This window comes from Bifidobacterium sp. MSTE12 (assembly GCF_000513015.1).
GTDB classification, from domain to species: domain Bacteria; phylum Actinomycetota; class Actinomycetes; order Actinomycetales; family Bifidobacteriaceae; genus Bifidobacterium; species Bifidobacterium dentium.
Genome location: NZ_AZYA01000034.1, coordinates 74,616 through 98,895 on the forward strand (window position 1 = coordinate 74,616; position 24,280 = coordinate 98,895).

The window sequence follows — 24,280 nt, forward strand, 5'->3', positions numbered from 1 at the left end:
AACGTATGTACGAATGTCTGAACCTGTTTTCGGAGCCTACCAAGGCGTGGTTCGAGCATGCGTTCAAATGCCCGACTGACACGCAAAGGCAGGCATGGCCGGCCATTCGCTCCGGTGGGAACGTGCTGGTGACTGCGCCCACCGGCTCCGGTAAGACCCTGTGCGCGTTCCTTTCGGCAATTGACGGGCTGATGGGGGAGTCTGCCGCAGGTACCGTCGGTGATGGTGGAAACACGTCGGGAAAGCCCAAGCGCGGCGTCAGGGTGTTGTACATCTCGCCTTTGAAGGCCTTGGGCGTCGATGTGGCGAAGAATCTTGAAACGCCGTTGTGCGGCATAGCCGATCAGTGCAAGGCCTCGGGATTGCCCGCGCCGAAAGTCCGGGTCTGCATACGCAGCGGCGACACCGCACCGAAGGAGCGGCGCGCCATCGTCAACCATCCGCCGGATATTCTCGTCACCACTCCGGAATCGTTGTTCCTGATGCTCACATCCAAGGCCCGGCGCATCCTTTCGACCGTGGAGACGGTGATCGTCGATGAGGTGCATGCCGTCGCAGGCTCCAAACGTGGCGCGCACCTTGCCTTGAGTCTGGAACGGTTGGATGGCCTCGTCGGTCATCCGGTGCAACGTATCGGTCTGTCCGCAACCGTGAATCCACCCGAGGAGGCCGCGCGATTCCTTGGTGGCGCGCAAGCGGTGCGGATCATCAATTCCGGAACGCGCCCCGCAATGGATTTGAAGGTCGTGGAACCTCTAGAGTATGTGCATGGTCCCAAATCCTCCGAAGCCAGGCGTCGGGCTGGCGGTGTGGATTCTCCGAATCCCCGTACTCCGCGTATTTCCGGAGTGACTCCGGCCATGGAATCGCTTGCCGAACGCAAGGGCATCATTCGAAAAGCGACGACCGGGAGTCCCGCTTCGCCAGGACTGGTAGGCGGTTCGGTATGGCCGGCCATAGAACGCAGCGTTCTCGACGAAATACTGAAGCATCGCACCACACTCGTATTCGTCAACTCCCGAGGGCTGGCGGAAAAGCTCACCGCATGCCTCAACGACATGCATGCCGGCATGTGCCGTTCCGAGCCTCACGACGTTGGTTCACCGGAAGGACGTGAAGGATTCGCCGGGCACTACGATTCCGTGATTGGATCGACCACCATGCTGGTCGGGTCCCATGCAGATGGTGATGCGATCGCCATGGCCCATCATGGATCCGTGTCGAAAGACAGGCGCAAGCAAATCGAGGAGCGGCTCAAACGAGGCCAACTGCGATGCGTGGTGGCCACTTCCAGCCTTGAACTCGGCATTGACATGGGGTCGGTGGACCTAGTGATTCAGATCGCACCGCCGTTGTCGATCTCTTCGGGATTGCAGCGGGTAGGACGCGCCGATCATCAAGTCGGGGGAGTGTCGCATGCGTTGTTCTACCCGATCACGCGCGAACAGATCATCGGTACGGCCGCCTGTATCGAAAGTATGCGGGCAGGTGATATCGAACCGTTGACGATTCCGATCAATCCGTTGGATGTCCTTGCCCAACAGACCGTGGCCGCGGCGGCCATGGACGATCTTGATCCTGACGAGTGGTATGGGCGGGTGCGCAAGGCGGCCTCCTTCACGGATCTGGATCGGTCGATCTTCGATGCGGTGATGGGCATGATGACCGGTGCCTATGATAGCGAGGACTTTTCCGTATTCCGCCCACCACTGCAGTGCAACGAGGAATCCGGACTCATCTCCGCACGTCCCGGGGCGCAACGCCTGGCCGTGACCAGTGGCGGAACCATCCCCGACCGAGGCATGTACACCGTGGTGCTTCCCGAAACGGACTGCGGTCCCGGCCCGCGGAGGGTAGGCGAGCTTGACGAAGAGATGGTCTATGAGTCACGCGAAGGCGACGTGATCACCTTGGGTACCTCCACATGGCAGATTCAGGAGATCACGCGTGATCGTGTGGTGGTGGTTCCTGCTCCCGGGCGTACCGCGCGGCTACCGTTCTGGCATGGCGAAGGTGATGGGCGGGACTATGGCTTCGGTCTCGCCCAAGGCCGGTTCCTCCGTGAGATCTCCCAAGGACTACGCGCGCGGACGGCTGAAAACTTCAGGCATGCGAACGTTGACGGTGTCGATGTCGAATCACGCTTCGATGCGAGGATCATCGCGCGACTGCGCCGTGACGGACTCGATGACAACGCCATCGGAAATCTGGCCGACCTGCTCGAAGAGCAACGTGCCATCACCGGCATAATCCCGAATGACCGTGAACTGGTCATCGAACGTTGCAGGGACGAAGAGGGCGACTGGCGCATTATCATCCATTCGCCATACGGAAGACGCGTACACGAGCCGTGGGCCATGGCCATCACCACGCGCATCAGGCAGCGATATGGGTTCGATGGGCAGGTGTATGCGGCCGATGACGGCATCATCATCCGCCTGCCGGATGTCGATGGTGCCCTGCCGATCCGTGAACTGGTGTTGTTCGATCTCGACGATCTACACCGCATCATCGAAGCGCAAGTCGGCGAAAGCGTGCTGTATTCGGCACGATTCCGTGAATGCGCGGCGCGCTCGCTGTTCCTGCCACGCACTGATCCCGGCAGGCGCGTGCCGCTTTGGCAGCAACGACTGCGTGCCGCCCAACTGCTTAACGCGGCCCGTGCACGTCAGAACTTCCCGCTACTGCTGGAGACCGCGCGCGAATGCCTGCAGGATGTGTACGACCTGCCGGCGTTGCGGCGAATCATGACCGGACTGAACTCCGCAACGATCGCACTGAGCGATGTGACCACTGAAACGCCGTCGCCATTCGCGGAAAGCATGCTTTTCGGATTCGTGGGTGCGGTCATGTACCAATACGACGTGCCGCAGGCCGAGCGCAGCACGCGATTGCTGTCCATGGATCCAGAGGTACTGGAACGTCTGCTTGGCGGCACCGACATGTCCACCGTACTGGATGCCGACGTAATCAGACAGGTTGCGCACGAGTTAGCCGAAAAGACCTTCTGGAACGATCTGGATAAAGGCGACGTTACCGGTCGAGTGACCCGCTATGCCAAAACGCATGGTCCATTTGTCGCGGACCGGATGATTGCCGATCTGGACATCGATGCCGTTCAGGCTGTGCGCGCCCTCGATATGCTTCATGCCAAGGGGGATCTGCTTACAGGCCACTTCGCTGATGCCGAGGCATTGGCTGATGCCGCATTGACGGATTCCGACTCCGCTGATGTTCGTTCGCTGATTGCGCACTCTTCGTCTCCTCGCGCGGGGACCATTGGCGAAACCGATTATGGAACGTCGTCGCAGCAGTGGCTGCATAGGGACGTCTTTCGCCGTATCCGCTCTAGGTCCCTTGCCAAGGCGCGTAACGCCATCAAACCGGTCAGCCCGCAGACCTACCAGGCTTTCCTGCTTGACCGTCAGGGAGTCGGTCCGGTCGGCGGTGAACGCTATGAGGGCATTGACGGTCTGATGCGTGTCATCGAACAGCTCGAAGGTGTGTCTTTGGCCGCCCAGATCTGGGAGTCCTCCGTGTTTTCGACGAGAGTGCGCGGATATCATCCTTCCATGCTTGATGAGCTGATAGCCTCCGGCGACGTGATCTGGGTTGGCGAAGGGGGCGGCGACACGGCCGCCAAGGAGGTCGGAAACATCGCATTCTATCCGGCCGATTCGCCGCTGGTCTCCGAAACGGTCGCATCGGATACAGCCGAAGACGATGAGGCCCTGACCGTACCGCAGGCCATCATCACGGCATTGCAGGATGGTGGCGCCTTCCATGCGTCACAGTTGTCGGCGACCGCCAAATCGGTGTGGGAGCGGCATGCCGAGGCGCAAGTGGACGAAACCACGGGCGAAATCATCGTTCCCGCATGGGGCGAAAGCCAATTCGAGGAAGCGCTTTGGTCACTCGTATGGCAGGGCAGGGTGACCAACAGCTCTTTTGCTCCCGTACGGGCACTGATGCAAGGTTCCGGAATCGCACGTGCGCCAAGGGCCACCTTACGCAGGCGAGTACGCATGCATACTGCGGTGCCGATGACACTGGGCGGATTGTGGTCCGCGGTCGTCGCGCCAAGGCCGATCGAAAACGGAACGGCGACATCGAACGGTGGCATGGAGGAACGTGAAATAGCGCGGATCGAATCATTGCTGGATCGATACGGCGTCATCGCGGCCCCACTCATCGATAAAGACCGAATTGCCGGCGGATTTTCAAGGCTGTATCCCGTTCTGAAACGTATGGAAGAGCACGGCATGCTGGTGCGGGGCCTGTTCGTAGATGGCTTCGGTGCGGCGCAATTCGCCGGTCACGATACCGTGGACGCGTTGCGCAGTGAAAACCAGTGGCATAGCCAATCCTGTGTGGCGCTTGAGGTGACCGATCCCGCGAGCCTTACGGGCGCGGCAATCGCATGGCCTGAACTTGAGCCGACGAAAACCGAGAAGGCTGATGGCTCGCGTGGTGCGAAGCCGGCACGCAGAACGGGGTCGATCGTCGTATTCAAGGAAGGTGAGCCTGTGCTGTTCGCCGTGCCGAAAAGCCATAGGATCATGGCGTTTACCGATGCCGAAGGCACCTTGCGCCAGGCCTGTTCGGAACTCGTCTACGCGCTGCAGCGTCAGTCCGGCGGTAGCATCAGCTTCAACGAGATGAACGGCATATCGCTAAAACAACGCAACAAATACATGCGGCTGCTCCATGCCGCAGGCTTCACGGAAAGCCCGCAAGGCATGAAACTCTATCGCTGACGATCAACCGGCAACGGCGATGGGGGCGGCCATATCCGTACCGGAGCCGTCGCGACGCATGTCGGGTTTGGGCAACTCCACACCGGAGCCACCCTCTGTGGAGGCATGAATCGGATATGCGCCCACGAAAGCGAAGATCAGCGTATTCTGACCTTTCAGGAACCGTTGCGAACGTACGCCACCAGTGCCTCGGCCCTTGGTCGGGTACATCTCCAACGGCGTGACCTTCGCCGCGCCGTTCTCCGTACCCGGCAACGCCTCGGAATCACCAGCGACGGTCAGCACCACGGCGCCGGAAGCGGAGAACAGACCATTCTCGCCTTCGTCATACGTCCAAGCGACCTTTTCGGCCGGAACCACGGCGAATGCGGCGACCGAGCAGCCGGTGGCCAAACGAATGCCCGCCATGCCACCGGCGGTACGGCCCTGTGGTCGCACGTTCTTCGCCTCGAATGTCAGCAGCGAGGAATCCGTGGATACGAACACCAGACGATCCCCATCCCGCGCTTCGGCCGCGGCCAGAACCTCATCACCGTCCTTCAGGTCGATGACGCTCCAGGAATCCATGGTGGTTGGTGACTCGCGATTCCAGCGTTTGACCACACCGTTGCGCGTACCCAGCGCCAGCGGAGCAGGTTCGGCGCCATCGCCATCCTTGCCGGCATCGTCCACGGAGGGCATTGCGATGGCGGCGATTACACGTTCGCCGCGAATCGGATCGGTGTTTTCCGTCATGTCTAGCAATTCCTCGGCTTTCACGCCGCCGGAAACGTTCAACGGGCCGTCCGGGGCGACGGCCGGCAACTCGACCACATGCGCCAACACCAGGCGACCTGCGGAAGTGATCAGCCCGTATGAGGAGCGTGTGGTCGTGCGGAAGATCGAAACGATCTGGTCATCCTTGGTTCGCGCATCCGAGCCGGAACGGTTTTCCCAACGTTCCACGGCATCCTCATGGGTGCGAGCGATCAGACCGGTGGCGCTCAGCATCACTGCACAGGGTTCGTCATCGATCTGCAAGGCGGTCGCGGTCGCATTATCCTCGCCGGCTTTTTTCGCGGCTTTCGCGGCGGCGGCCACGTCGGCGGCTGCCGAAGACACGGTCGCGGCGGTGCGGGCGGCAGCCAGCGCGGTGGCGGAAACACCATCATCGCCATGCGCGGTCACCGGTACCAGACCGCCGTCGGCATCCTCGTCCAACAGCACGGTACGTCGTGGTGTGCCATATGCGGCGACGGCCTCGTCCATCTCATCGATCACCACACCGTCCAAGGCTTCGTTGGAGGCGAGGATGCGCTCCAGCTCTTCGATGCGTTGCTTCAGATCGTCGCGTTCGGCCTCAAGTTCGATACGGCTCATCTTCGTCAGGCGGCGCAGACGCAAGTCGAGAATGTACTGCGCCTGAATGTCGTCCAAATCGAATACGGCAATCAGTCTGGTTTTTGCGGCCTCGGCGTCATCGGAGGACCGAATCACCTGAATGACCTCGTCGATATCGACCATGGCCAACAGCAGGCCTTCGACCAGATGCAGGCGCTCCAACGCCTTCCGTCTGCGGAATTCGCTACGGCGGCGAATCACCACACGACGATGATCCACCCACACCTTGAGCATTTCCTTCAATCCCATGGTGTGCGGACGACCGTTGACCAGAGCTACATTGTTGATGGTGAAATTGTCTTGCAGGGGCGTGTGCCTGAACAGCTGTGCCAACACGGCATTTGGATCGAAACCGGTCTTGATCTCGATGACCAACCGTGTGCCGTTATGTCGATCCGTCAGGTCGATCGCACCGGAAATGCCCTCCAGCTTGCGATTCTTCACACCTTCGGAAATACGCTCCAACACACGTTCCGGTCCCACCATGAACGGCAGTTCCGTCACGACAATGGCCTTCTTGCGTGCCGTCACGTTTTCGATATGCGTCACCGAACGGGTGGTCAGTGCGCCACGGCCGCTCTCATATGCCTCGCGAATGCCGCTCCGCCCCACGATTACGCCGCCGCTTGGCCAATCCGGACCTGGCACATACCTCATCAGATCCTCCAACGTGGCATCGGGGTGACGCATCAGATGCTTGGCCGCCGCCACGACTTCGCCGAGATTATGCGTGGCCATGTTCGTGGCCATGCCGACCGCGATGCCGGAACCGCCATTGACCAGCAGATTCGGAATGGCCGAGGGCAGAACGGTCGGCTCTTGAAGCTTGTTGTCATAGTTGGGGGTGAAATCGACGGTGTCCTCGGCGATGTCCGCGTTCATGCCGAGTGCGGCCTGTGCCATACGCGCTTCGGTGTAGCGGGATGCCGCCGGCCCGTCATCAAGGGAACCGAAATTGCCGTGGCCATCCACCAAGGGCAGACGCATCGCGAACGGTTGGGCGAGACGCACCATGGCCTCGTAGATTGCGGAATCACCATGCGGATGGAGCTTGCCCATCACCTCGCCGACCACACGTGCCGATTTCATATATGGGCGGTCGGGAGAGAGATTCATCTGGCCCATCTGGTAGATGATGCGGCGTTGCACGGGCTTGAGACCGTCCCTGGCGTCAGGCAGTGCACGCGCATAGATCACTGAGTATGCATACTCGAGGAACGACTTGCTCATTTCCTCGTTCAGAGGCGTCTCGACGATGTGCTCCTTGACCGTACGCGGGTCGAAAGCGGGTTGTGCCGGTTTGCGGTGCGATACCATGCAGTGATTCTCCCTCACAGTCGTCGGACGGTAATCAACCTGCCCATATTACCAGCCGGTAATGTCGAACTCCATGCATCGCAATGCATGCGGTCCTGCCGAAAGCGTGATGATTTCGCGTTCGGTGAACGTCCATACGATCCCGATATGCCGGCTTCTGACGCGACGCGGTGATTGAATGGAAGACATGAGTATTGAAGTGCCGCATATGCAGGAGCTGCTTTCCATGACCTCGCCCGCGCGATACGGCGACGGCAGGTCGGCGAAAATGGGCGAACGCGGGGGAGCGCTGCATCTTTCGGCGGTGCTGCCGGCGATTTCCGCAGCCCTTGGCCATCCAATCCCGACCGCGATTCATCGGGATCCGCTCTCCCTGCAGACCGTGTTGGGACTTCCCGATGCGCGATCGGCGGTCATCGTGCTGGTTGACGGTCTTGGCTACTGGAATCTCAATATGAGACTCGGCCATGCGCCATACCTGCGTTCGCTGATGAACGATTCCGTCAACCAACGCCCGATTGCTACCTGCATGCCAAGCACCACGGTGGCCGCCATGGCCTCGTTCGGTACCGGCACATGCCCCGGATTGACCGGCATGACCGGATATACGCAGCTGAATCCGAACAATGGCGAAATCTGCCAGCTGATATCGTTCAAAAACGCGATGGCCCCACTTGATCTGCAACGCCAGCCCACGGTATTCGAGCGTCTTGCCGAACAGGGTGTACGCGTCACCAGTTCCGGATTGCCTAAATTCGCGTTCTCGGCGTTGACGCAGTCTTCGTTGCGTGGTACCGACTACATCTCCAATACGGATCCGCGCACGAGGATCGCGGTTGCCGCAAGGGCCGCACGAAGGCCGGGATTGACCTATGTCTATCTGCGTGATACCGACAAGGTCGGCCATAACTATGGTTGGGATTCCGACAAGTGGATCGGGGCCTTCGAACGTGTGGACGGTCAGCTTGGGCTGCTCAGACGCAGCCTTCCCAAAGGGACGCTGATCGTTGTCGTCGCGGATCATGGCATGATCGCCGCTGATCCACAACAACGCATCGACATAGCCGGGGAGCCCCGGCTATCCCAAGGTGTGGCGAGTATCGGCGGCGAACCACGTTGCGTGATGCTCTATGCCGAACATGGCGAGAACCCTGAGGACATCGCCATGAGATGGCGTGATTTCCTAGAGGAGCGGGCGCAGGTGCGTACGCGTGCCGAGGCGATTGCACAAGGCGTGTACGGGCCGGTCGAACCGTATGTGGAACCGATGTTGGGTGATGTCATCGTGTCGGCCGCACAATCCGTGACCATCGTCGACTCACGGACGCAGGCCGAGAAGGCGACGCACCTGCCTAGCGTGCACGGATCGTTGACCATGCTGGAATCGGACATTCCCTGTCTGATTGACATGGCCTAGCAGCGTGCCGCAAGGTCAGTCGCCGAACAGAATCTCATCCCAGCTGGGCACTGCGGAACGTCCGGCACGACGTTTCGCCTTCGTGGCGCCTTGGCCATGTTCGTCAGGCGTCGAAGCCGTGTGGGACGATGTTTCGCCCTTCGTCTGCGGCGAGTCCTGTTCGGGCTGCGCCTGCATGTCGGATTCGCTCGGGGACTGCGGCATCGGCACGGCGCCGACTCCTTCGGGAATCGGCGGGGTCGTTGCGATCGTGCCCGAATCAATGGGGGACAACGGTACGGAGGGAGCGGCTGATTTCGGCCGGGCGGCTGGCATGGTCGGCTCAGGCGTGTTCCAGGCTGAGACGGTCTGTTCGATGCGGGCGGAGCGCGCGGAATTGCCAGGCAGATTCAACGATGCCAGAAAATCCTCATCCACCGTATGATCTTCGGCGCCTCCCGTTTTAGGCGTGTCCTGTTCGCCGATGAGTTTCTTGGCGGTTGCATTGAGGCAAGTCACGGCGTTGTCGTGCATGTTCCATGTCCATTCGGCACGGATGGTGCGACCGTTGGATGTGAATTGCGCGGTGATTTTCCATGGCTCCAGACCGCGTCGCGTAGCCTTCCAAGTCACGTCCTCCAAACGGACGCGGGCCGCCGCGAACGTGCGTTCGATGAGCTCGGAAAGCGTGCGTACGCGGCTCTCCTTCGGTGCCGGCACAGCGAGGAACTGCTCGATGGCATACTGCTTTTCCGTTTCGACCGCGGCCGAGAAACGCCGAACAAGAGCCTCGCTCAAAGCGTATCGTTCCGCGACTCGCGCGGGATCGGCACCGGCGCGAATCAGCGACTGAATCTGTGAGATCGGCAACGTTGTGGACGTATGCGGCTGGTGCTCCCGTTGTACTTCGGAACGAATCTGTTTCGCCTCCAAAATGGCTCTCTCAAGCGCATCATCGACCTTTACGGCGAATTTTCCGGCACCTGAAACAAAGACGAGTTCACCGGTTTCCCCCACATGATCGAACCGGGCTTCCTCGAACGGATTTTCAGGCATGAGCGCACCACTTTCCTTCTTCGGGCATCAGATATTTCCATTGTGCCGCACGTGTCGGATTTTACGAGTATTTCGAATCGTGTATCCTATGCGGGGTAAATGTCATGTATTCTATGGCGCATAGGCACCATAGATGACGAAAGGAATCGCGATGGCACAGGATTATGATTCCCCGCGTAACAAGGACGAGGACGAGGAGTCGCTCCAGGCTCTGGGCAAAAGCTCGCAGAATTCCTCCAACGATATGGACGATGACGAGAACGCCATTGCCGAGGACTATGAGTTGCCCGGCGCCGATCTGAGCAATGAAGACGCTTCGGTGACCGTCATTCCCATGCAGGGAGATGAATTCATCTGTTCTGAATGCTTCCTGGTGAAGCATCGCAGCCAGCTGGCCTACACCACCGAGGATGGGCAGCCCGTCTGTCAGGAGTGCGCTGCCTGATGGCATTCGACGAAGCATACAACGAGCCGGAAAACGTCGAGGTTCTGGTAAAGTCGCTGAATCCCGACCAACCTGCGGAACTGTATTATGCCCATGCCGGAGATGCCGGGGCGGACCTCAAAACGACGGAGGAGGTCACCTTGGAGCCGTTCCAGCGGGCGCTGGTGCCTACTGGCGTGGCCATTGCGCTACCGGCTGGCTACGTCGCCCTGGTGCACCCCCGTTCGGGGCTCGCCGTCAAGCGCGGCGTCACCGTGCTCAACGCCCCGGGCACGATTGATGCCGGCTACCGTGGTGAAATCAAGGTTCCGCTGATCAACCTCGATCCGGAACACACCGTGACATTCCAGCCGGGGGACCGCATCGCGCAATTGGTGATCCAGCGCTATGTCGAGGCGAGATTCGTGCCGGCGGCGTCGTTGCCGGGTTCGGATCGCGCCGAACGCGGCTTCGGCTCGACCGGCGTGGCCTCCTGAGGCTGTTCGCCACGCATGCATCCGACCGCACAACACGCGGTCGGATGCGTCGGTCATGCCGTGCGGCACGGGTAGGATAGGGAGCATTGCAAGAGGAGGTGGAAGATGGGCGACGATGAGAACGAGGTTCGTTCGGCCCACATGTTGGGTTGCGAGATCAGCACGAATCCTCTTGATCCACTTGAACCGATTCTGAAGATGTGCGAATACCACCATCCCGATGAGGATATGGGTATTCTGGCGCGCGCCTATCAGCGTGCCGTCAAGCAGCATTGCACGCAGCGGCGCAAGTCCGGCGAGCCTTACATCATCCACCCGCTGGCCGTCGCGCAGATTCTTGCCGATCTGGGCATGGGACCGATTGTCGTGGCGGCGGGTCTGTTGCACGATACGGTCGAAGATACCGACTACACGCTTGAGGAGTGCCGTGCCGAGTTCGGCGATACCGTGTCGGGCCTCGTTGATGGCGTGACCAAGCTTTCCAAAATGGAATACGGGGATTCCGCACAGGCCGAAACCATCCGCAAGATGGTGGTGGCCATGAGCCGGGACGTGCGTGTTCTGGTGGTCAAGCTTGCCGACCGCGTGCACAACGCTCGTACTTGGCGTTACGTCAAGCCATCCAATGCGCAGAAGAAGGCGCATGAAACGCTCGACGTGTATGCGCCGCTGGCGAACAGGCTCGGCATGAACGCCATCAAAACCGAACTGGAAGAGCTCAGCTTCAAGGTGCTCTACCCGAAGATCTATAACGAGATCGTGGTATTGGTGGCTCGCAGGGCCGGACAGCGTGACGTGTATCTGAAGCAGATCCTCGCCGAGATCAATGAGGATCTCGACGAGCAGCATATCAAGGCCTATGTGACCGGGCGTCCAAAGGACTACTTCTCCATCTACCAGAAAATGATCGTGCGCGGCCATGATTTCGCCAACATCTACGATCTGGTCGGTGTACGTATCATCGTCGACACCATTCAGGACTGTTATGCGGCGCTAGGTGCCGTGCATGCGCGTTGGAACCCCGTTCCGGGCCGTTTCAAGGATTACATCGCCATGCCGAAGCTCAATATGTACCAGAGCCTGCACACTACGGTGGTGGGCCCAGGCGGCAAGCCGGTGGAAATTCAGATTCGAACCTGGGATATGCACCGTCGCGCCGAATTCGGCATCGCGGCGCATTGGAAGTACAAGGAGAACGGTCAGGCGGGCCGTGCCCTGTCGTCACCGGATAAGTCCGACCGCAAGCGCGGTGAGAACCAGGAGCTTTCCGAGGCCGATAATCTCAAATGGATCCAGCAGCTTGCCGATTGGACGAGCGAGACTCCGGATTCCAACGAATTCCTCGGCTCCTTGAAGGAAGATCTGGGCTCCGCGGAAGTCTACGTGTTCACGCCGAAGGGCAAGATCGTGTCGTTGCCTGCCGAGGCCACTCCGATTGACTTCGCCTACGCCGTGCATACCGAAGTGGGCCACCGCACCATGGGCGCCCGTGTGAACGGACGCTTGGTGCCGTTGGACACCAAACTGGAGAATGGCGACACCGTCGAAGTGCTGACATCCAAATCCGATACCGCGGGGCCGTCCCGTGATTGGCTGAGTTTCACCAAAAGCCCGAAGGCCCGCAACAAGATTCGTCAATGGTTCAGCAAGGAACGACGTACCGAAGCCATCGAAGAAGGCCGTGACGAGCTGACACGAGCCATGCGCAAGCGCAATCTGCCGATTACCACGTTGCTGACTCCGGAAGCGTTGGTCGGCATCGCCGACGAACTCAATCTCGCCAACGCGGATGCCGTGTTCGCGGCCATCGGCGACGGTCAGATTTCCACGCAGAACGTGATTTCGCATCTGGTGAAGGATGCCGGCAGCGACGAGGTCAACGAAGAGGTGGAGCAGGAGGCGCTGCCTCTCAAACAGGTCGAGCGCAACAAGAAGAACACCACCAGTTCGCTGGGCATCTCCGTCAAGGGTGTGGGTGACATCTGGGTCAAACTGGCACGCTGTTGCATGCCGGTGCCGGGAGATAAGATCATCGGTTTCATCACGCGTAACCAGGGCGTGTCCGTGCATCGTGTGGATTGCCAGAACATGTTGGACTTGCAGAAGCGGCAGCCTGAACGTGTGGTCGACGTGCAGTGGACCAGTACCAAGGGCGTATTCATGGTCAAGATTCAGGTGGAGGCGCTCGATCGTCCGCACCTGTTGAGCGATGTGACGCGTGTGCTGTCCGATCATGGCGTGAACATCATCTCCGGCTCGATTTCCACCGGTACGGATCGTGTGGCGACCAGTCAGTTCAGCTTTGAGATGGCCGATCCGCAGCATCTCAACATCCTGCTTGCGGCAGTACGCAAGATCGAAGGCGTGTTCGACGTGTATCGCATCACCGGTGCCAAGGATTCCGCCGAACCCCGTTTGCGAAGGATATAGCGGTTCCCTCCTCTGGATGAGGAGTATGATGTGCGAAGCATGATGGGGAGAGACGGGAGAGCCGCACTCCTGCCGATCATCGAATCTGGATTTCTTCAGACCGACGATCGGAGTGTGGTCTAGGAAGGAGACTTCTCCAACCCTGTGTATTGCTGATGGTGTTACTTCACGACTTCAATCGAAGTAATTCCCACTGGTTCGAGCGGAGCGTCGGAACGGTCGGTCGCCACGGCGTCGAGCTTGTCGACGACGGCCTTGGACTCATCATCCGCGACTTCACCGAAGATGGTGTGGTGGCCGTTGAGCCACTCGGTCGGTACGGTGGTGATAAAGAACTGGGAGCCGTTGGTGCCGTGCACCTTGCCATCCATGCCGCGACGCAGGCCGGCGTTCGCCATGGCCAGCAGGTACGGACGGTCGAAGGTCAGTCCCGGCACGATTTCGTCATCGAAGTTGTAGCCCGGACCGCCGGTGCCGGTGCCCAGCGGGCAGCCGCCCTGGATCATGAAGTCCTTGATGATGCGATGGAAGGTCAGGCCGTCATAGAACGGTTCGTGGCTCGGCTGGCCGGTGAACGGGTCGGTCCATTCCTTCTCGCCGGTGGCCAGGCCAAGGAAGTTGGCTACGGTTTCAGGGGTCTTGTCGTCGAACAGGTCGATCTTGATGTCACCTTCGGTCGTGCGCATGATGATAGTAGTCATGGTTCCCGATTCTCCCATAGGTTCGGGACCATCAGGTTTCATTCATTGTGGATTCCCGATCGCGCACGTTTGGCCCGAAGGATGACGGATGTCTTGCGGCTCGCCGGAATCGTAAGTCATCTGGGGCATATGGGCTGAGCGCTGTCGCTTATGGGCATCGGAATGGCCGGCTGTGCGTGAAAAGAGGGCTGGCTTCCTCATGCTGTGCGTGCACGATTTCGATTTGCGGGGGATGCTTTCGAATCGTGCGCATGATTGTAATCGTATACGGGCAAGGCGCACGATTCGTTCATATTGACAATGCGATAGTGACGGTAGTCGTGACGAACGTGATGCCGTTACAAAATCGCGAAGTGATGCAAGGCGTTGGCTATTCCCGCATCATCCACACTGTCGGTGATGTAGTCGGCCGCTCGTTTCGGCTCTTCGGTGGCATTGCCCATGGCCACGCCGATTCCCGCGTACTCCAGCATGTCTACATCGTTGCCGCCGTCACCGAAGGCAATCGCATTGCCGCGGTGCCATCCGTAGTGTTCGAGCATGACCTGCATGCCCTTCGCCTTGCCGCCATCGGCGGGAATCAGGTCGGTGAAATCCGGATGCCAGCGCACTCCCCGCACGTTGTCGCAGATTCCGGTGATTTCAGCCTCGACGGCTCTATCGACGTAAGGACTGATCTGGAAAGTGGGATGATCCGTTATTCGGGTATGCGGATCACAGATATCGACCTTCGGCGCGGTTTTGCCCAGACTCTTCCATGTCTGCCGCATCGCCTCGTCGACGCGGTTGAAATACCCGTGATCGCTTTCCGCATAGTTGGCGATGACGTTCGTATGCTCGTCCAGCCATGCGGTGATTCTTTCCACGTCGACCTGATCGAGCGGGTGACGATAGGAGAGTCCGGTGTTGTCCATGCAATATTGGCCATTCAGTCCTACGATGCCGTCGAAGGTAACGGGAATCGTGTTGAGTACCACGCCCATGTAGGACGGCGCCCGACCCGAACAGATGAAGATCTTCACGCCTTTGGCCTGCAGCGCTCGCAACGCGTCAACGGTGGATTGCGGTACCACATGCGTCACAAAACTGGTCAACGTGCCGTCGATGTCGAAAAACGCCGCCTTGATGTCGTAGGTGTCATGCATGGAAACAACCTTTCGTAAACATTCCGTCTGGCCCAGTCTAGAAAAGCATAGGTCGGGTAACACGCTACGCGATAGCATAATCGTGCACGCATATGCGTCGAAAATAATCTTCCACCCAACAGCGCCAATGTTGGCCTTGAATACAGGCTATAACGAACGCCGATAGGAAATCCTTGCATTTCCGCCTTTTCCGCTGAATTCATCCCGTATGGTAGAGGACGTCACGTGATGTGGAAGCCACGTCACGAGCAGGATTCCATAAGAGAGAGGGACAGACATGACATCTTCGATTCAACAACCGAACGGGGCTCCGGAAGAACCGGTGCGTGTCAATCACACCGTTCGCAACATCATCATCGCCGCAATCGTGGTCGTTCTGGTGGCGGTGGGTGGATTCTTCGGCCTGCGTGTGGTGAACGGCTCCAAGACGGCCGATGCCAAGGGCACCGAATCCAATCCGGTGAAGATCGGCGTGGTGGGGGCCACCGACCCGCAGTGGGTGGAATTCCAGAAAAAGGCCAAAGAAGCCGGACTGTATGTCAAGATCGTTGATTTCCAGGACTATACGTCCGAAAATCCTGCGGTGGATTCCGGTGAGCTTGACCTCAACGAATTCCAGCACCTTCTGTATCTGGCGAACTACAACGTGCAGAACAACAAGGATCTGCAGCCGATCGGCGGTGTGGCCATCTACCCGCTGGGCATCTACTCCACCAAATACAAGGATGTCAAGGACATTCCCGATGGCTCCACCGTGCCGATTCCCAACGATGAAACCAATCAGGCACGTGCCATCGGCGTGCTGAAGGCCGCAGGTCTGGTCACGTTGAAGGGTGATTGGACGCCGTTCTCCACTCCGCAGGACATCGATGAGGCGAAGTCGAAGGTGAAAGTCACTCCGCTGAAGGCCGAGCAGGTCGCCAATTCCCTGAAGGACCCGCAGGTCGCCGCCGGTGTGATCAACAACGATTACGTTTCCGATGCCGGTCTGAAAGCCTCCGATGCCATCTATCAGGATGATGCCGAATCCGAGGAGGCACGTCCGTACATCAACATCTTCGCCACCCGCAAGGCCGATGTGAACAATGAGGTCTACAAGAAGGTCGTCGAGATCTTCCAGACCCAAGACGTGCTTGACAAGCTACAGGAGAATTCCGGCGGTACCGCGGTGTTCGCCGACAAGTTCAGCGCCTCTGACCTGCAGAACTACCTGCAGAAGATCGAAAAGGAAGCCAAGGAAGTCAAGTGATTTCGTATGGGGAAGCTCCCTCGTGTCTCGAGGGGGCTTCCTCTCGTTATGATGAGATGCCGGTGGCACCTGAAACCGGTGCATACGCCGAGTCGTTCCCAACGAAAGTGACAGTATGACAGAACCCACTCCGATTATCGTCTTTGACCACGTGGTCAAGGAATTCAAACAGCGCGGCGGCAATGCCGCATCAGGCAGAGGCGCTACGGTCGCACGCGCGGTGGACGATGTAAGCCTGACCATCAACGAAGGCGACATCTTCGGCATCATCGGCTATTCCGGTGCCGGCAAGTCGACGCTGGTGCGATTGATCAATGCCTTGGAGAAGCCTACGTCGGGAACCGTCACCGTGCTTGACACCGAGGTATCCGCACTCAGCGAGGCCAAGTTGCGGCCGATTCGTCAGAAGATCGGCATGATCTTCCAACAGTTCAACCTGTTTTCCACCAAGACGGTGGCGCAGAACATCGCCTACCCGTTGCAGCTTGATCATTGGCGTAAGGATTATCAGGACAGACGAGTCTCGCAACTGCTTGAATTCGTCGGCCTCAGCGAGCATGCGAACAAGTATCCGTCGCAACTGTCCGGAGGCCAGAAACAGCGTGTCGGCATCGCCAGGGCCCTGGCCACCAATCCGAAGATTCTGCTTGCGGATGAGGCGACAAGTGCGTTGGATCCCGAAACCACCATGGAGGTGCTGTCCCTGCTCAGGCGTGTCAACGAAGAATTGGGCGTAACCATCGTGCTGATCACTCACCAGATGAATGTCGTGCAGCAGATCGCCAATCGTGTGGCGGTCATGAGCTCCGGCAAAGTGGTGGAGCGAGGCGACGTGTATGACGTGTTCGCGGCGCCGCGCCAGAAAGTCACCAAAAGGTTCATCTCCACTGCGGTCAGTGGCATTCCCGAGAAATCCCGGGTGGAACGTCTGCATGCGCAATGTCCGGGGCACATCGTCACCGTGCTGATCCGTCAGCATGATGTGACCGATACCGTGGACGGCTCGGTCATCGGCGCTTCCGGGCAGAACATCTCCCAGCTGATCGCCGAACACGGCATACACAGCAGTCTGCAGTACGGCGGCATCGACACGGTGCGCGGCGTCGCCATCGGCGCCATCACATACGAATTTTCGGGTGACGGCGTTGACGCGTTCCTTGCCGAACTTGCACGGAACAGCGACATCATCGATTTCGGCACGGCGGATGACCAAGTGCCGTATGAGCAGGCTTTGGCCACAGCGGGACAGGAGTGACGGATATGACGCAAGAAAGTATCGTTCTGGCAAGTCGCAGCGATTGGAGCGTGCTGAGGCCGCTGCTGTTCGAGTCGATCGGGCAGACCCTTGAGATGGTGCTGATCACACTGGTGGTCGGCGGATTCCTCGGGCTGATTCTCGGTGTGGTGTTGTATGGCACCAGGCCGGGCAATCTATTCGAAAACGCGGTACTCTACCGCATCCTGGATGTGATCGTGAATATCATTCGCCCGATTCCATTCATCATCTTCCTTGCGGCCATGCAGCCGCTGACCATCAAGGTGGTGGGCACGTCCATCGGCACAGTCGCGGCGATTTTCCCGATGATCATCATGTGTACGGTCGCTACGTCGCGTTTGGTCGAACAGAATCTCGTCCCAGTTGATCCAGGCGTCATCGAGGCGGCCCGTTCCATGGGTGCCTCGAAACCGACCATCGTACGTACCGTGCTGATTCCGGAAGCGTTGGCGCCGCTGATTCTCGCCTACGCATTCCTGTTCATCGGCGTTCTTGACATGTCTGCGATGGCGGGCTACATCGGCGGTGGCGGCTTGGGTAATTTCGCCATCGCCTATGGCTACCAGAAATTCGACCAAACCGTCACATGGACCGCGGTCATCATTATGATTGTGCTTGTGCAGGTTGTGCAGGGCATCGCCAATTCCATCGCCAGGCACCTGCTGAAGCGTTGACGCCGTCTGTCGCGCGGAAGAAGACAAGGAGTTCGCGGGAAAATGACCGAACACATCGAAATCACGCCGGAACTGATAGCAATCCGACACCATCTGCACGCCCACCCCGAGCGCAGTTTCAAGGAGTATGAGACCAGTGCCTACATTGAGAAGCTGCTCCGGGCACATGACATCGAAATCCTGAACAATCCTCTGGAATCAGGCGTCGTCGCCCTGATACGCGGCGTCGAACCCGGTCCGCGCATCGCCCTGCGCGCCGATATCGACGGTCTGCCGATTCAGGAGGATACCGGCCTGCCGTTCGCATCCGTGAACGACGGCGTGATGCATGGATGCGGGCACGACCTGCATATGTCGTATCTTCTTGGCGCCGCATTCTGGCTCGCCAAGCATCGCAAGCAGATCAAGGGTTCCGTCAAACTGCTGTTCCAGCCTTCCGAAGAGACGGGAACCGGTGCCCGTGCCATGATTGACGCCGGACTGCTGAGCGATGTCTCGGCGGCCATCGGCGCGCATAACAATCCGAACTATGCGCCGGGACAGGTGGCCATCGGCCCCGAACCGATGATGGCGGGCTGCGTGAAATTCCACGTGACCCTGCACGCCACCGGAACACACGCCGGCTACCCGCACAAGGGTACCGGCCCGATCGAGGCGCTCGCCACGATGATTCTGGCATTGCAGACCATCGTGAGCCGCAACGTCTCGCCATTCCACCCGCTCGTACTGTCGATCACCGAACTGCACGGCGGCCATGTGTGGAACGTGGTGCCTGATAAGGCCAGCTTCCAAGGTACCGTACGATACTTCCACAAGTCCGATGGCGAGATGGTCGGCCGTCGTTTCGCGGAACAGGTCAACGCCATCGCGGCAGGGTACGGTATCACCGCCGACATCGATTGGGATGATTTCCAGGATCCTCTTGTTTCCGACGAAGGACTGTCCAAGGCCGTTGCGGACGATGTGCGCGAATACGCTCAACTCGAGCCGATCCGTCCTTCGATGGCGGGGGAGGATTTCTGCGAATACGGCAAGGTCACGCTGCCGGTATTCGCCTTCATCGGATCCAACGGCGAAGCGGGATGCCCGGATTGGCACAGTCCGAACTTCGTGGGTCTCGACGAGTCGTTGCAGGCCGGTGTGGAATTCTATGCCAACGCGGCGCTTACCGTGTTGAACGAGCTCGCATGATGACGAGCTGGGCGAAATGGTGCGGACGAACGGCGCGCGTGTGGTTTTTCATGCCATATGCGCGCCGTTCGCGTGGACGATACGCACAGCGCAATAGACTAGGCAAGTATGACTGACATTCGTTTCGCCCTCGCTCAAATCGACACCTGCGTAGGAGACCTTGACGCCAACGCCGACAAGGTCATGCACTACGCGCATCTGGCCGCAGCGCAGCACGCCAAGGTGGTCGTGTTCCCGGAAATGACCCTGACCGGCTATCCGATCGAGGATCTGGCCCTCCGCGGCACCTTCCGCAAGGCCGCATGGGACAAAGCCAACTGGCTTGCCACCGAACTCGCCGCAGATGGGCTCGATGACCTGTTCGTGGTGGTCGGCACCGTGGGTACCGACCGTGAGAACTCCAAACCACGCAACCGACTCGTCGTGCTGCACGATGGCGTGGTCTGGGCCGGCTATGACAAACACTTCCTGCCCAACTACGGTGTATTCGACGAATTCCGCATCTTCAGCCCGGGCAACAAGTCCATGGTGCTCGACGTGGACGGTGCGCGTATCGGCGTGGCCATCTGCGAGGATATCTGGCAGGATGGCGGCCCGGTCGCCGAACTCGCCAAACAGGACATCGACCTGCTGCTGACCATGAACGGTTCGCCGTATGAGGAGGGCAAAACCGACACTCGCTTCGACTTGGCGGTGCGGCGTGCGGCCGAGGTAAACGCGCCGATGATCTACCTCAACCAGGTCGGAGGACAGGACGATCTCGTGTTCGATGGCGGCAGCTTCACCGTCGATGCCGACGGCACGTTGCTACAGCGCTCGCCTATGTTCATGGAGGACCTGGCGCTCTTCGACCTCGATACTACCGCCGAACGCCAGAGCGTTGGCGTCATCGCGGACAAACCCGATCCCGACGAAGAGGTGTACACTGCGTGCGTATTGGGATTGAAGGACTACATGGCCAAGAACCATTTCAAGGGTGTGTGCCTCGGTCTGTCCGGCGGCATCGACTCCGCGCTGGTGGCGGCCATGGCGGCCGACGCGGTCGGTGGCAACAACGTGTACGGCATTTCCATGCCGAGCATGTACTCATCCGATGGTTCCAAGGACGATGCGGCCGATCTGGCGAACAACATCGGCGCGCATTACGACATCCAGCCCATCGAACCGCTGTTCGTGGCCTATCAGAAGCAGCTTGATCTGGAAGGCGTGGCGGCTGAAAACCTGCAGGCCCGCATCCGTGGCGTGATCGTGATGGCCTATTCGAATTCCAAGGGTCTGCTTGCGGTGGCCACCGGGAACAAATCTGAACTCGCCTGCGGCTATTCCACGATCTACGGTGATGCGGTCGGCGGCTATGCCCCGATCAAGGATCTGCTCAAGACGCGCGTCTGGGAGATTTCCCGTTGGCGTAACAAGGCGGCCGCCGCAGGCATGGGTATCGGCGGGCTGCATGTCGTCGGTAATGAATCCGGTTCGGCTGGCGTTCCGTTGTCCGACGGCGTGATGATTCCCGTCAATTCGATCGAGAAGGCGCCGAGCGCCGAACTGCGCCCAGGTCAGAAGGATTCCGATTCGCTTCCTGAATATGCGTTGCTCGATCAGGTGCTCGCCATGTACATCGAGCATGCGCACGGTCGCGCCGACCTGCTGGCCGATGGTTTCGACGAAGCCACCGTCGACACGGTGATGCGCTTGGTGGACCGTGCCGAATGGAAGCGTCGCCAGTATCCGTTGGGGCCGAAGGTCACCGCACTCGCATTCGGACGCGATCGCCGGTTGCCAATCACCAACGCCTTCCGTGAGTAGACGGCAAAGCGAGTCAAGGAGTATGGATATGGAAAAGCAGTGGTACTTTAACACAGTGACCGAGCAGCCTGAGCTGGGCATGGTCTCTCCGGCCAGCCATCGCATGGGCCCGTACAAAACCCGTGAGGATGCGCTTGACGCATGGAAGATCGTGCAGGAGCGCAATCTCAAATGGGAAGAGCAGGACCGCGAATGGAAGCGCTGGTCGGAGGATTTGAAGGATTCCACTGACGACCGGCCCGATTCGGTCTGATCCGATTCGTCCAGTCCTGCCCCGTTCAGCGTAGACAACGGCTGTTGTGCCTACGCAGAAGAAATGCCAGCGCCAGAATGGTGTGATCGTTGAGATTGCGCGGATTGTAACCGGTGATGGCGGCGATGCGGTTCAGATGGTTCTGCATCGTGTTTTTGTGGAGGAACAGCTCCTTGGCGGCGGCGCTAATGCTGCCGTTATGCCGTGTGTAGGCATCGAACGTAATCTCGTATGCGTCGATCACGCCATCGTCCAGCCCACCGAACACCAATCGCGTTAGCGCCTGCGCCTGTTCCGGAGGAATTACGGGAACTATGAGCCCCAAGTCGAGGTCCTCGTATCGGGTGAAAGTCGAGAGACTCGTGTTTTCGTCATCGCAATGTTGAAGCTCCGTTGATGCGATCCGTGTACGGGGCGAGGCATTATCACGTTCATCGGATGCCGGCCGTGGCGAAGCATGGGCCGTGATGCCCCAGCGCAGCGCGGCCACGGCCTGATCGTAGCTACGCCGACAATCATGCATGGTGGATGCCCTGCCGCCGACACCACAGTGCGTGGCATGCCCGGTGAACGACGAAATCAGCGATTCCGTGGCTCGGATGGTGGATTCGGCGGTCTCGTCATCGGAACCGACGATAACTAGCAGACATTCCTGTGGGGTCAGCGTGGCCAATACGTCAGGACGGTCCTCGACCTGCCGATCCAATGCGGAGACGATTCGTTCCTGATACGTCAGCAGGTCGTGAGGGTCAACGCCGCGTATCGATGCGATCATGCACGGCAGATCAAGATCGATGCCCAACATGGCCGCGAGACGTTCGTTGTCCGCAACATTCCCGCTGCCGTAGGCCAATGCCGTGATCAGCGAATCACGCATGGTCCGTCGATTGAATCGGGCCAGCTGGTCGAGATGCTCGCGGATCAGTATCTCGGTCATTTTCTGCAATACGGTGCCGAAAGGTTCAACCTCATCGCGCTCGCCGGTAATGCCGATCACCGCCACCGGCTCGCCGTCGAACTGCACCGGCACGTTGATGCCGTTCCGGGCGCCGGCGAATCGATGCTCGTCATCCACGCACACGGTTTGCTTGCTGGCGATGGCCAGTCGCGCACCGTCATGCCCGGAACCGATGCGTGTGGGGTCGGTGCTGGCGATGATGATGCCGCTGGTATTGAAGAAGTTGATTTCGTGGCGCAGCGCATCCTTGAGATGCGTCACGATGTCGGTGGCGATATTCGGATCGATTTCCATACAAAAATAGTACACGTACCATTTCTTTCGGTAGAACAGGGGGAATGTTCCTGGGGTAAGGCACATGGTTTTGCATGGGTGCCCGACGGATAATGAATGCAGCGAAAAGATTTCGTATCCATCGTTACGAAAGGTGTCAAAGTGGACATTTCATTGCATTGGTGGGCGGCGCTACTTGGTTTGGCGCTCGCCATCGGTCTGATTCTGCGTAAGCTCAACACCACCTACGCGCTGATGCTCGGTGCCGTGGTCGGATGTGTCATCGGCGGTGCCACACTGTCACAGACCGTTGACATCGTAGTCTCTGGAACACAAAGCGTGATGGGCACGGTGGTGCGTGTACTTGCCGCGGGCGTGTTGGCCGGGGTGATGATGGAATCCGGTGCGGCCAATCGCATCGCCCAGACCATCGTGGTCACCTTCGGTGAGAAACTTGCGATTTTCGCGTTGGCGCTCGCCACGATGGTCATCTGTGCCGTGGGTGTGTTCATTCCCGTGGCGGTGCTGATCGTCGCGCCCATCGCCATTGAAGTCGGCTCGAAGATGCACGTGTCCAAATTGGCGCTGCTTGTGGCGCTCTCCGGTGGCGGCAAGGCCGGCAACATCATCTCCCCGAATCCTAACACCATCGCTGCGGCTTCCGGCTTCGACATCCAGCCTTCCGCAGTGATGGTCTCCAGCTTCATTCCGGCGTTGTTCGGCTTGGGCATGGCGGTGTTGCTGGCCACGCTGGTACAGCATCGTGGCCAGGTCGTTACCATGGACGATCTGAACGGCGGTGAGAACGCAAGCGCGAAGAGCGGTGGCAAGGCCTCTCGCGAATTGCCCTCCATCGGCAGGGCCATGGTCGCGCCCGCAATCGCCGTCGTGCTACTGCTCATCAATCCGCTGGGTTCGGTGCTGGGCATCAAGGCGCTCACCATGTTCCAGGTCGACGCGATGTACATTCTCCCGTTTGCGGCCATCGTGGGACTGCTGGCCATGGGGCAGGGGCGGCGCATCCTCGATTACACCAAAGCCGGCATTGCACGCATGATCGATGTGGTCATGATTCTGATCGGCGCTGGCGCTCTCGGTGGTCTTATCACCAGCTCCGACCTTCCCGACCAGATCGTGCGCTTGATTACCGCCGCCGGTGTGCCCGGCGCCCTGCTCGCACCGATCGCAGGCATCCTGATGGCCGCCGCCACCGCATCCACCTCTACCGGTGTGATTCTCGGCGCGAGCTCCTTCGGCGAGACGATTCTCGCCTTCGGCACTACGCCGGTGGCCGCCGCGGTCACCATGCAGGCCGGTGCCACGGTGATTGACGCGTTGCCGCACGGCAACTACTTCCACGTCTCCGCCAAATCAATGAACATGTCCATCGGCGAAAGACTGGGCGTGCTGCCCTTCGAAGCCTTGGTCGGCCTGACCATGACGGTTGTGGCCGTGGTACTGAACATCGTGTTCTAACGATTGTCCGATAACCTAATC

At 59.3% G+C, this 24,280-nt stretch carries 17 protein-coding genes; 12 read left to right on the forward strand and 5 right to left on the reverse strand.

All coding sequences use genetic code 11. The features are described from left to right. The first annotated feature begins 5 nt into the window (after positions 1-5). Positions 6-4,757: a DEAD/DEAH box helicase gene (locus HMPREF1494_RS06945; RefSeq protein WP_034521379.1), complete on the forward strand. Its 4,752-nt coding sequence runs from the start codon at positions 6-8 to the stop codon at positions 4,755-4,757. 3 nt (positions 4,758-4,760) lie between these two features. On the opposite strand, the gene HMPREF1494_RS06950 is transcribed toward HMPREF1494_RS06945, so the two are convergent. Then, a complete protein-coding gene (locus HMPREF1494_RS06950) occupies positions 4,761-7,454 on the reverse strand; it encodes a DNA gyrase/topoisomerase IV subunit A (protein ID WP_034521381.1) in 2,694 nt (897 codons plus the stop codon). Between the two features lie 187 nt (positions 7,455-7,641). Here HMPREF1494_RS06950 and HMPREF1494_RS06955 point away from each other — a divergent pair, with 187 nt between their 5' ends. Continuing rightward, positions 7,642-8,871 carry an alkaline phosphatase family protein gene (locus HMPREF1494_RS06955; protein ID WP_192917609.1) on the forward strand — a complete coding sequence of 410 codons (1,230 nt, stop codon included), beginning with the start codon at positions 7,642-7,644 and terminating at the stop codon, positions 8,869-8,871. A 15-nt stretch (positions 8,872-8,886) separates the two neighbouring features. Here HMPREF1494_RS06955 and sepH read toward each other — a convergent pair whose 3' ends face one another. After that, complete coding sequence (gene sepH / locus HMPREF1494_RS06960) at positions 8,887-9,906, reverse strand: septation protein SepH (RefSeq protein WP_003841495.1); 1,020 nt, start codon at positions 9,904-9,906, stop codon at positions 8,887-8,889. A 151-nt stretch (positions 9,907-10,057) separates the two neighbouring features. On the opposite strand from sepH, the gene HMPREF1494_RS06965 reads away from it, so the two are divergent. The 3 genes from HMPREF1494_RS06965 (at position 10,058) to HMPREF1494_RS06975 (ending at position 13,257) form a co-directional block, all read left to right on the forward strand. Continuing rightward, a complete protein-coding gene (locus HMPREF1494_RS06965; protein WP_003844001.1) occupies positions 10,058-10,351 on the forward strand; it encodes a DUF4193 domain-containing protein in 294 nt (97 codons plus the stop codon). After that, positions 10,351-10,827 (forward strand): dUTP diphosphatase, encoded by a 477-nt coding sequence (gene dut, locus HMPREF1494_RS06970; RefSeq protein WP_003841496.1) that lies wholly within the window; start codon positions 10,351-10,353, stop codon positions 10,825-10,827. Before HMPREF1494_RS06965 ends, dut begins: the two co-directional genes overlap by 1 nt. A gap of 105 nt (positions 10,828-10,932) precedes the next feature. Then, entirely contained in the window at positions 10,933-13,257 is a 2,325-nt protein-coding gene (locus HMPREF1494_RS06975) for a RelA/SpoT family protein (protein ID WP_003839668.1), read from the forward strand. 161 nt (positions 13,258-13,418) lie between these two features. Here the strand turns inward: HMPREF1494_RS06975 and HMPREF1494_RS06980 are convergent, their stop codons facing one another. Next, positions 13,419-13,958, reverse strand: coding sequence for a peptidylprolyl isomerase (locus HMPREF1494_RS06980; protein WP_012902264.1), 540 nt, complete (start codon positions 13,956-13,958; stop codon positions 13,419-13,421). Positions 13,959-14,296: 338 nt separating this feature from the next. Further along, entirely contained in the window at positions 14,297-15,103 is an 807-nt protein-coding gene (locus HMPREF1494_RS06985) for a Cof-type HAD-IIB family hydrolase (protein WP_003839692.1), read from the reverse strand. A gap of 277 nt (positions 15,104-15,380) precedes the next feature. Here HMPREF1494_RS06985 and HMPREF1494_RS06990 point away from each other — a divergent pair, with 277 nt between their 5' ends. The 6 genes from HMPREF1494_RS06990 to HMPREF1494_RS07015 all read left to right on the forward strand — a co-directional run bounded on the left by HMPREF1494_RS06990 (position 15,381) and on the right by HMPREF1494_RS07015 (position 21,552). Then, positions 15,381-16,352, forward strand: a complete 972-nt coding sequence (locus tag HMPREF1494_RS06990; protein ID WP_034521395.1) for a MetQ/NlpA family ABC transporter substrate-binding protein — start codon at positions 15,381-15,383, stop codon at positions 16,350-16,352. Between the two features lie 115 nt (positions 16,353-16,467). Further along, positions 16,468-17,607, forward strand: a complete 1,140-nt coding sequence (locus HMPREF1494_RS06995) for a methionine ABC transporter ATP-binding protein (RefSeq protein WP_003841503.1) — start codon at positions 16,468-16,470, stop codon at positions 17,605-17,607. A gap of 5 nt (positions 17,608-17,612) precedes the next feature. Then, positions 17,613-18,302 carry a methionine ABC transporter permease gene (locus HMPREF1494_RS07000; protein ID WP_034521398.1) on the forward strand — a complete coding sequence of 230 codons (690 nt, stop codon included), beginning with the start codon at positions 17,613-17,615 and terminating at the stop codon, positions 18,300-18,302. Between the two features lie 42 nt (positions 18,303-18,344). After that, on the forward strand, positions 18,345-19,493 hold the full coding sequence (locus HMPREF1494_RS07005) for a M20 metallopeptidase family protein (RefSeq protein ID WP_003839699.1): 1,149 nt from the start codon (positions 18,345-18,347) through the stop codon (positions 19,491-19,493). A gap of 108 nt (positions 19,494-19,601) precedes the next feature. Next, entirely contained in the window at positions 19,602-21,299 is a 1,698-nt protein-coding gene (locus HMPREF1494_RS07010) for an NAD+ synthase (RefSeq protein WP_034521400.1), read from the forward strand. Between the two features lie 22 nt (positions 21,300-21,321). Continuing rightward, on the forward strand, positions 21,322-21,552 hold the full coding sequence (locus HMPREF1494_RS07015) for a hypothetical protein (RefSeq protein ID WP_034521403.1): 231 nt from the start codon (positions 21,322-21,324) through the stop codon (positions 21,550-21,552). A gap of 25 nt (positions 21,553-21,577) precedes the next feature. On the opposite strand, the gene HMPREF1494_RS07020 is transcribed toward HMPREF1494_RS07015, so the two are convergent. After that, complete coding sequence (locus tag HMPREF1494_RS07020) at positions 21,578-22,870, reverse strand: CdaR family transcriptional regulator (protein WP_034521406.1); 1,293 nt, start codon at positions 22,868-22,870, stop codon at positions 21,578-21,580. A 30-nt stretch (positions 22,871-22,900) separates the two neighbouring features. Here HMPREF1494_RS07020 and HMPREF1494_RS07025 point away from each other — a divergent pair, with 30 nt between their 5' ends. Then, entirely contained in the window at positions 22,901-24,259 is a 1,359-nt protein-coding gene (locus HMPREF1494_RS07025) for a GntP family permease (protein WP_003839708.1), read from the forward strand. Positions 24,260-24,280: the final 21 nt, after the last annotated feature.

Bases quoted from the DNA above. Each gene is read 5' to 3' on its own strand.
- sepH (WP_003841495.1), bottom strand. From the start codon at position 9,906: ATGCCTGAAAATCCGTTCGAGGAAGCCCGGTTCGATCATGTGGGGGAA.
- HMPREF1494_RS06985 (WP_003839692.1), bottom strand. From the start codon at position 15,103: ATGCATGACACCTACGACATCAAGGCGGCGTTTTTCGACATCGACGGC.
- HMPREF1494_RS06990 (WP_034521395.1), top strand. From the start codon at position 15,381: ATGACATCTTCGATTCAACAACCGAACGGGGCTCCGGAAGAACCGGTG.
- HMPREF1494_RS06955 (WP_192917609.1), top strand. From the start codon at position 7,642: ATGAGTATTGAAGTGCCGCATATGCAGGAGCTGCTTTCCATGACCTCG.
- dut (WP_003841496.1), top strand. From the start codon at position 10,351: ATGGCATTCGACGAAGCATACAACGAGCCGGAAAACGTCGAGGTTCTG.
- HMPREF1494_RS07015 (WP_034521403.1), top strand. From the start codon at position 21,322: ATGGATATGGAAAAGCAGTGGTACTTTAACACAGTGACCGAGCAGCCT.
- HMPREF1494_RS06995 (WP_003841503.1), top strand. From the start codon at position 16,468: ATGACAGAACCCACTCCGATTATCGTCTTTGACCACGTGGTCAAGGAA.
- HMPREF1494_RS07025 (WP_003839708.1), top strand. From the start codon at position 22,901: ATGCAGCGAAAAGATTTCGTATCCATCGTTACGAAAGGTGTCAAAGTG.
- HMPREF1494_RS06980 (WP_012902264.1), bottom strand. From the start codon at position 13,958: ATGACTACTATCATCATGCGCACGACCGAAGGTGACATCAAGATCGAC.
- HMPREF1494_RS07020 (WP_034521406.1), bottom strand. From the start codon at position 22,870: ATGTGCCTTACCCCAGGAACATTCCCCCTGTTCTACCGAAAGAAATGG.
- HMPREF1494_RS06965 (WP_003844001.1), top strand. From the start codon at position 10,058: ATGGCACAGGATTATGATTCCCCGCGTAACAAGGACGAGGACGAGGAG.
- HMPREF1494_RS06975 (WP_003839668.1), top strand. From the start codon at position 10,933: ATGGGCGACGATGAGAACGAGGTTCGTTCGGCCCACATGTTGGGTTGC.
- HMPREF1494_RS07010 (WP_034521400.1), top strand. From the start codon at position 19,602: ATGACTGACATTCGTTTCGCCCTCGCTCAAATCGACACCTGCGTAGGA.
- HMPREF1494_RS06950 (WP_034521381.1), bottom strand. From the start codon at position 7,454: ATGGTATCGCACCGCAAACCGGCACAACCCGCTTTCGACCCGCGTACG.
- HMPREF1494_RS06945 (WP_034521379.1), top strand. From the start codon at position 6: ATGTACGAATGTCTGAACCTGTTTTCGGAGCCTACCAAGGCGTGGTTC.
- HMPREF1494_RS07005 (WP_003839699.1), top strand. From the start codon at position 18,345: ATGACCGAACACATCGAAATCACGCCGGAACTGATAGCAATCCGACAC.
- HMPREF1494_RS07000 (WP_034521398.1), top strand. From the start codon at position 17,613: ATGACGCAAGAAAGTATCGTTCTGGCAAGTCGCAGCGATTGGAGCGTG.